The organism is Nostocoides japonicum T1-X7, from assembly GCF_001046855.1.
In the GTDB taxonomy this organism is placed as follows: domain Bacteria; phylum Actinomycetota; class Actinomycetes; order Actinomycetales; family Dermatophilaceae; genus Nostocoides; species Nostocoides japonicum.
This window is the reverse complement of sequence record NZ_HF570958.1, coordinates 3,739,442-3,746,825: the sequence shown is the minus strand read 5'-3', so window position 1 is coordinate 3,746,825 and position 7,384 is coordinate 3,739,442. Positions and strand designations below refer to the sequence as shown.

The 7,384-nt window shown below is 74.1% G+C and carries 8 protein-coding genes; 4 read left to right on the top strand and 4 right to left on the bottom strand.

Annotated features, from left to right (window positions below; translation table 11 throughout):
- On the bottom strand, positions 1-1,496 hold a 1,496-nt coding region (locus BN12_RS17020), incomplete at its 3' end, for a DEAD/DEAH box helicase (RefSeq protein ID WP_083454723.1).
- Between the two features lie 181 nt (positions 1,497-1,677).
- Between BN12_RS17020 and BN12_RS17015 the strand changes: the two genes are divergently transcribed.
- Positions 1,678-2,412, top strand: a complete 735-nt coding sequence (locus BN12_RS17015; RefSeq protein ID WP_048554323.1) for a ferritin-like fold-containing protein — start codon at positions 1,678-1,680, stop codon at positions 2,410-2,412.
- A gap of 55 nt (positions 2,413-2,467) precedes the next feature.
- On the opposite strand, the gene BN12_RS17010 is transcribed toward BN12_RS17015, so the two are convergent.
- From BN12_RS17010 to BN12_RS17000, 3 genes are all read right to left on the bottom strand, one after another.
- Positions 2,468-2,737: a GlsB/YeaQ/YmgE family stress response membrane protein gene (locus BN12_RS17010; RefSeq protein ID WP_327152665.1), complete on the bottom strand. Its 270-nt coding sequence runs from the start codon at positions 2,735-2,737 to the stop codon at positions 2,468-2,470.
- Between the two features lie 244 nt (positions 2,738-2,981).
- The gene (locus BN12_RS17005) at positions 2,982-3,203 is read right to left on the bottom strand and encodes a DUF3107 domain-containing protein (protein WP_048554322.1); all 222 of its coding nucleotides are present in this window, start codon (positions 3,201-3,203) and stop codon (positions 2,982-2,984) included.
- A gap of 81 nt (positions 3,204-3,284) precedes the next feature.
- Positions 3,285-3,947, bottom strand: coding sequence for a TetR/AcrR family transcriptional regulator (locus BN12_RS17000; protein ID WP_048554321.1), 663 nt, complete (start codon positions 3,945-3,947; stop codon positions 3,285-3,287).
- A 122-nt stretch (positions 3,948-4,069) separates the two neighbouring features.
- On the opposite strand from BN12_RS17000, the gene BN12_RS16995 reads away from it, so the two are divergent.
- The 3 genes from BN12_RS16995 to BN12_RS16985 all read left to right on the top strand — a co-directional run bounded on the left by BN12_RS16995 (position 4,070) and on the right by BN12_RS16985 (position 7,199).
- The gene (locus BN12_RS16995; protein ID WP_083454722.1) at positions 4,070-5,368 is read left to right on the top strand and encodes a ThiF family adenylyltransferase; all 1,299 of its coding nucleotides are present in this window, start codon (positions 4,070-4,072) and stop codon (positions 5,366-5,368) included.
- Positions 5,365-5,700 (top strand): MGMT family protein, encoded by a 336-nt coding sequence (locus BN12_RS16990; RefSeq protein WP_235432444.1) that lies wholly within the window; start codon positions 5,365-5,367, stop codon positions 5,698-5,700. The genes BN12_RS16995 and BN12_RS16990 overlap by 4 nt, the downstream gene beginning before the upstream one ends.
- 65 nt (positions 5,701-5,765) lie before the next feature.
- The gene (locus BN12_RS16985) at positions 5,766-7,199 is read left to right on the top strand and encodes a DUF2786 domain-containing protein (RefSeq protein ID WP_083454721.1); all 1,434 of its coding nucleotides are present in this window, start codon (positions 5,766-5,768) and stop codon (positions 7,197-7,199) included.
- The last annotated feature ends 185 nt before the right edge of the window (positions 7,200-7,384 follow it).

Below are 7,384 nucleotides of genomic sequence, written 5' to 3'. Positions count from 1 at the left end.
TCCCGGGCGCCGTCACGCCGGGCCGAGCCGTCGCGGGGACCCGCGTCGCGTGAGCGGCGGGATCCGCCGGCGCTGCCGCGGCGTCCCGACGCCTTGCCCGTCTCACCGAGATCCTCGAGCTCCTCGGCGTCGAGGCCCTCACGGGTCCGGGCCGCCCGGGGGAGACGGCCGGTCGTGCCCTCGGGGATGTCGAGGTCGCTGAACAGGTGCGGCGACGAGGAGTAGGTCTCCGCAGGCTCCGGTATGCCGAGGTCGAGCGCCTTGTTGATGAGCCCCCACCGGGGCATGTCGTCCCAGTCGACGAAGGTCACGGCGATGCCGGTGTTGCCCGCGCGGCCGGTGCGCCCGATGCGGTGGACGTAGGTCTTCTCGTCCTCGGGGCACTGGTAGTTGACGACGTGGGTGACGTTCTCGACGTCGAGGCCGCGTGCCGCGACGTCGGTGGCGACGAGGACGTCGATCTTGCCGTGCCGGAAGGCGCGCAGCGCCTGCTCGCGGGCGCCCTGGCCGAGGTCGCCGTGGATCGCCGCCGCGGCGAAGCCCCGGTCGACGAGGTCGTCGGCGACCTTGGCGGCCGTCCGCTTCGTGCGGCTGAAGATGAGGGTGAGCCCGCGGCCGCTCGCCTGCAGCATCCGGGCGAGCATCTCCGTCTTGTCCATCGCGTGGGCGCGGTAGACGAACTGCTCGATCGCCTTCACGGTGTGGGCGTTGTCGCCGTCCTCAGACATCGCGCGGATGTGGGTCGGCTGGCTCATGTAGCGGCGGGCCAGCGCGACGACGGCGCCGGGCATCGTCGCCGAGAAGAGCATCGTCTGCCGCGAGGCGGGCGTGAGCGCGAGGATCTTCTCGACGTCCGGGAGGAAGCCGAGATCGAGCATCTCGTCGGCCTCGTCGAGGACGACGGTCCGGACGCCGGACAGGTCGAGGTGGCCCTGCTTGGCGAGGTCGATGAGCCGGCCCGGCGTGCCGACGACGACCTCGACGCCCGTGCGCAGCGCGTCGACCTGGGGCTCGTAGGCCCGACCGCCGTAGACGGTGAGGACCCGGATGCCGCGCCGGGCGCCGGCCTTCGCGAGGTCGCCGGAGACCTGCACCGCGAGCTCCCGGGTCGGTGCGACGGCGAGTGCCTGCGGGCGCCCGGGCCTCGTGAGCTGCTCGAAGCCCTCGTCGCGGGGGGAGACGACGCGGTTGAGGAGCGGCACGCCGAAGCCGAGCGTCTTGCCGGTGCCGGTCTTCGCCTGGCCGATGATGTCGTGGCCGCCGAGGGCGACCGGCAGGGTCATCGCCTGGATGGGGAAGGTCGAGACGATCCCGCCGTCGGCGAGGGCCGCGACGATGTCGGGGTGGATGTCGAAGTCGCCGAAGGCGGGCGCCGGGGCGCTCTCGGGCACCGACACCCTCTCGGGGGCAGCGTCGGCCTCCGCCCCGGGGGCGACGGCGGGGGGGAGGGCGCCCTCGGGCGCGGTCGGGGTGTCGGACGTGGGGGTATCGGACATGGAGAGCCTTCTGGATCGGCCGCGCACGGCATACGCACGCGTGGCGTGTCGGGCCGATCGGAGGTCTTCGCAAGGCTGCGTCACGTCACGCGACGGCGGGGATGTCGTGCCGACCGGGCACCGGTGGTCGGTACCAGTGTACCGGCCCGGTCCGATATGCCCCGACGCTACGCTGACCGCCATGTCGAAGGAGCCTGCCGACGCCGCCGAGCCCCGCCCCGAGCCGCCCGCCGACCCATCCGCGGAGGAGCCCCGGGACGCGCTCTACCACGAGGGTGTCGTCGACCTGCTCGGCGTTCTCGCGTATGCCGAGCTGTCCGCCTTCAGCCGGCTCGCCGCGGACAGTGAGATGGCGCCGAAGCAGCCCCTCAAGGCCCAGCTCGCCGGGGTCGCCGTCGCCGAGTTCCACCACTACGAGCGCATCGTCCGCGCGCTGACCGAGCTGGGCGCCGACCCGGAGCTCGCGATGGCGCCGTTCGTGCCGGCCATCGACTCCTTCCATGAGCGGACCAAGCCCGCGACCTGGCTCGAGGGCCTCGTCAAGGCATACATCGGGGACGGGCTGGCCGCCGACTTCTACCGGGAGATCGCCCGATATGTCGACGAGCCGGTGCGCGGGATCGTCCTCACCTCGCTCGAGGACGCCGAGCGGGCCGACTTCGTCGTCCACGTCGTCCGTGAGGCGATCAAGGAGGACCCCAGGGTGGCCGGCCGGCTCGCCCTCTTCGGCCGGCGGATGCTCGGCGAGTCCCTCACCCAGGCCCAGCAGGTGGCCGTCGAGCGGGACGGGCTCGCGGCGCTCGTCGTCGGAGGCAACGGCCGTCCCGGGGCCGACCTCGCCGAGGTGGCGCGGATGTTCGCCCGGCTCACCGACCGGCATACCGAGCGGATGACGCGCCTCGGCCTCGCCGCCTGACCGGCCCGGGAGAGTCCGCGACCGGCCAGGCGGCGACACCCGGTGGGGTGATGCGTCAGGTGGTCTGCTTGCGACCCGAGATGGCGCCGTAGGCGACGATCGCGAGGGCCGCGACGATGACGCTGATGAGGTCGCGGATCCAGTCGATGCCGCCGGTGTGCCGCACGTTCAACGCGGCGGCCAGCCAGTAGCCGACGATCGCCCCGATGATGCCGCAGAGGACGGTCATGACGACGCTGATGTTCTGCTTGCCCGGCAGGACGAGCCGGGCGAGCATCCCGAGGATCGCTCCGAAGATGATGGTCCCGATGATGTTGCCGATCACAGCACTCTCCCTTTCGCCCCCGAGGGGGTCGCACGCCTCGACGGTCGCCGAGGACCAGCGGGGCCGGCGCGCGGTCGCGAGTCCGGCGGACCTGGCTCGCGCCACATCCGTCACTCAGGTTACGCCGGTCGGGGGTCGTCGTGCGGGATCAGCGGGCCGGCCCTCGCCGCATCGCCGCCGGTCAGCGACGTGTGGGACGCGTGACCGGGGCCTGGGAGCCCGGCCGCGGTGACGCCTCGAGGGGTCAGCCGCCGAAGCCGACGCGGGCCTTCTCCGGCTCGCCGATCTGGACCCAGCCGATGACCGACCCGGGGACGATGACCTGCCGGCCCTTGGCGTCCCGCAGCGTGAGGACGCCGCCGTCGCGGATGGCGGCGGCGATCTGGTCGCTCACCTGCGCGGGCGTCGCGTCGGTCTCGATCTCGAGCTCGCGCGCGACGTTCTGGACAGCGATCTTGACCTCCACCGGAAGCCACCTTTCTCGGTGGGAGCGGTGCTCCCTCATGACGACGTGTCGGGTCGATCGGCGACCCGGGCTCACGAAACCCTAACCGTGCGCCGGGGTGTTTCCTTCCCCCGACCGCGGGAAGGACCCGAGTCCGCCCCACGCGAGCGCGCTGACGAGGCTCGCGGCCTCGCTCTGCGGGATCTCGGCGCCCTGGGCGAGCCAGTAGCGGGCCGTCACCTGCGCCATGCCCGCGAGCGCGACGCCGAGGATCATCGCCCGGGACTCGTCGAGGCCGGTGTCCTCGACGATGACGTCCGCGACGGCCTCCCCGCAGACGAGGCTCACCTGGTCGATCCGGTTGCGGACCTGCGGCTCGCCGGTGAGGTCGGACTCGAAGACGAGCCGGAACGCCGCCCCCTCCTGCGAGACGAAGGCGAAGTAGGCGTCGACCGTCGCCTGGACCCGCGCCTTGTTGTCGTGGTCCTCGCCCGTGCCGGTCGTCGCCATGGCGTCCTGGACGAGCTGCTCCAGGGCCTCGCAGTGCTGGTCGAGGAGGGCGAGGTAGAGGTCGAGCTTGCCGGGGAAGTGCTGGTAGAGCACCGGTTTGGACACCCCGGCACGGTCGGCGATGTCGTCCATCGCCGCCTGGTGGTAGCCCGCCTCGACGAAGACCGACTGGGCCGCCTCGAGCAGCTGGGCCCGCCGGGTCGAGCGGGGCAGCCGCTGGGCGCGGGAGGCGGTCGTCCTCGGCGTGGCCGTCACTGGTGCTCCTCGGTCGGCAGCTGATGCGGTGGGTCCCGCCGGCCGCGCCGTCGTGACCCACTGGCAATCCTAGGGAGTCGGCGCGCGTCGGGGTCCGTCGCGTCCCGGCATACGCTGCCGGTATGCCATGGCCGCCCCTCGTCGACCCGGGCCCACCGCTGGCGCCCCACGAGCGACACCGGTATGCCCGGCACCTCACGCTCGCCGCACTCGGGGAGACCGCGCAGCGCCGGCTCCGGGCGGCCCGGGTCCTCGTCGTCGGGGCCGGTGGTCTCGGCTCGCCGGCGCTCCTCTATCTCGCGGCGGCCGGTGTCGGGACGATCGGTGTCGCCGACGACGACGTCGTCGACGCGACGAACCTCCAGCGACAGGTCGTCCACCGCGAGTCGGCGGTCGGCCGGCCGAAGACCGCGTCGGCCGCGCACACCCTCACCGCCCTCAACTCGGGGGTCCGGGTCGTCGAGCACCGCGAACGGCTCCGCGCGGACAACGCCGCGGCCGTGGTCGCCGGCTACGACGTCGTCGTCGACGGGGCGGACAGCTTCGCGACCCGATATCTCGTCAACGACGCGTGCGTCCTCGCCGGCATCCCGGACGTCTGGGGATCGGTCCTCGCCTTCGACGGCCAGGTCAGCGTGTGGTGGGCGGGTCACGGCCCGTGCTACCGCTGCGTGTTCCCCGATCCGCCCCCGGTCGGGTCGGTCGCCTCGTGCGCCGACGCCGGCGTCCTCGGGTCGGTATGCGCGCTCGTCGCGAGCCAGCAGGTCACCGAGGTCGTCAAGCTGCTGACCGGGGTCGGCGAGCCCCTCGTCGGCCGGATCGCGGTCCACGACGCGCTCGCCGGGACCTCCGGGGTGGTGCCGGTCGCCCGCGACCCCCGGTGCCCGCTGTGCGGCGCGGCGCCGACGATGACGACGCTCACCGACCTCGAGGAGGCCTGCCGGCCGGGCGAGGCGGCGCCGCTCGTGTCACCCGCCGACCTCGCGGCCCTCCTCGCGTCGGCCGAGCCACCGGTCGTCCTCGACGTCCGCGAGGACTCCGAGCGGGCCGAGTCGTCGATCGCCGGGTCGGTGCACCTGCCTCTCGGCGCGCTGCGCACCGGTGGGTACGCCGGGGTCCTCGACCCCGCACGCCCGGTCGTCGTCCACTGTGCCGTCGGGCGCCGCTCCGCCGTCGCGGCCCGGGTCCTCGCCGACGCCGGGTACGCCGTCCAGGACCTCGCGGGGGGGATCCTCGCCTGGCAGGAGGAGGGGCTGCCCGTCGAACGCGGCGTGCGTGAGGCCGGCACCCCGGCGGCGGCGCGTGAGGCCGGTCCCCCGGCGGCGCGTGAGGCGGATCCGCCGGTCGCGCGCGAGGGCGGCACCCCGGGTGACCCTCCTCGTCAGCGGGCGGACCGGCATACCGCGGATTCGCGCCCGTGACCCCTGACGGGGTGGGCTGGGGCCTGCCGACGGAGTTCGCCGAGCGGGTCCTCGACCTCGTCGAGCAGATCCCGGAGGGGCAGGTCCTCAGCTACGGCGACATCGCCGAGCTGCTCGGCCGCCGGGGCGCGCGGACGGTCGGGACCGTCATGGCGCGGTTCGGGTCGGACGTGCCGTGGTGGCGGGTGGTCCGCGCCGACGGGCGACCCGCCCAGGGCCACGAGGACCGAGCCCTGGAGCACTTCCGCGAGGAGGGGACGCCGCTCGTCGGCGGACCGATCGACGGTCACCGTGTCGACATGGCGCAGGCTCGCTGGCACGGACCCCTCTGACCCTCCGTCGGATCGTTGTCGGTCGGCCGTGACAGGGTGCCGACAGGACACGTCGAGGAGGCGACATGGGACGCAACAACCAGCAGCGCAGAGCGGCCAAGGCACGCGCGAGGGCGAAGCAGGCGAGCGCGCGGCCCGCCCGCGCGACGAGCCGCTCCGGTGAGGGCGTGGGTGAGGAGTTCGCCGACGCCGCAGCAGGGTTCGGACCGCCACCGCGGCGGCAGCGCGAGCCACGCTCGATGCACACGGCCACCCCCAGGGGGTCGGTGGACGAGCAGGGCCGCCGCTGGCTTCGGCGAGCGCTCGACGACCAGGCCCAGGGGATGACGCACCGGGTCGAGGCGTCCTGCGCCGAGCTGCACTCCCTCGCCGCGACCGAGGAGGGCCGCCGCGTCGTCCCGACGCTGCTCACGACCACCCTCGTCGATGCCGTGTCGGAGTCGTGGCGGCGCGGGCGGCCCGCCGAGCTGCACCGGCTGCTGTCCCGCCGGCTCGACCCCGACGCTCAGTCCGTGGTCCGTGACGCGATGGTGGAGGAGCTCGCGCGCCACCCACGATCGACGGTCGCCCCCGGGTGGCTCGCGCAGCTCGCCGACCTCGAGGCCAGCCCCTGGTGGTCTCCGGACACGACGTTCGTCAGCGCTCGTGCTGCAGCCGATCGGACCGGGCTCGCGGGCGTCATCCGGGCCACGGTCGCCGCGACCGTCGCCCTCCATGGCCTGCCGGACGTGCCGGTCCTCGAGGCGCTGCCCGGGCGGTGGCGAGCGACCCGCGGTCGGGCCGCCCCCGTCGACGCGCGCGTCCTGGAGCGGGTTCGTGCGCTCCTGGCCAAGGCGGAGTCGACGACCTTCGAGGCCGAGGCGGACACGTTCAACGCCGCCGCCCAGTCCCTCATGGCCCGCCACAGCATCGACGCGGCGATGCTGGCCGCGTCATTGCCCGGTCGAGCGAAGGACACCCCCGATGCGCGGCGGATCGGCATCGACCGCCCGTACGAGAGCCCGAAGGCGCTCCTCCTCGGTGCCGTCGCCGCCGCCAACCGCTGCCGGACCGTGTGGTCCAAGGAGCTCGGGTTCGTCACCGTCGTCGGGTTCGAGCCGGATCTCGAGGCGGTGGAGACCCTCTTCACCTCGCTCCTGCTCCAGGCCGTCCGTTCGGCGACCGGGGCGGGTTCCCGTCGGTATGCGAGCGGCCAGTCCCGGACCCGCAGCTTCCGGTCGTCGTTCCTCACCTCCTTCGCCTACCGGATCGGCGAGCGGCTCCGGGAGGTGACGGACGCCGCGACCGCCTCGGCACAGGAGCGATCCGTCCCCGGACAGGATCTCGCCGTCGTCCTCGTGGAGCGGTCGGAGAAGGTCGACGAACACGTCGACGAGCTGTTCCCCTCTCTCGTCCACAAGCCGCTGACGGCACCCTCGGACCTCGAGGGCTGGCAGGCCGGCCGCGTCGCAGCGGACGCGGCGAGGCTCTTCGGCGAAGGCGCGATCTCCGCGGGGTGATCCGCGACGTCCCGCCGGCCGGGCCAGGTGGGCTGCCGGCCGCTCCACCCGTCAGACCGTCGAGGTCATGGGCGGGGTTCCGGCCACGGGCGCGGTTCCGGCCACGGGCGGGCGCTCCCTCGCGGCCCGGGTCAGGGCTCCTCCGGCGGCGTGAGGCCGGGCGGCTCGTCGCCGCGGCTGTGGGC

Bases quoted from the DNA above. Each gene is read 5' to 3' on its own strand.
- BN12_RS17015 (WP_048554323.1), top strand. From the start codon at position 1,678: ATGTCGAAGGAGCCTGCCGACGCCGCCGAGCCCCGCCCCGAGCCGCCC.
- BN12_RS16995 (WP_083454722.1), top strand. From the start codon at position 4,070: ATGCCATGGCCGCCCCTCGTCGACCCGGGCCCACCGCTGGCGCCCCAC.
- BN12_RS16985 (WP_083454721.1), top strand. From the start codon at position 5,766: ATGGGACGCAACAACCAGCAGCGCAGAGCGGCCAAGGCACGCGCGAGG.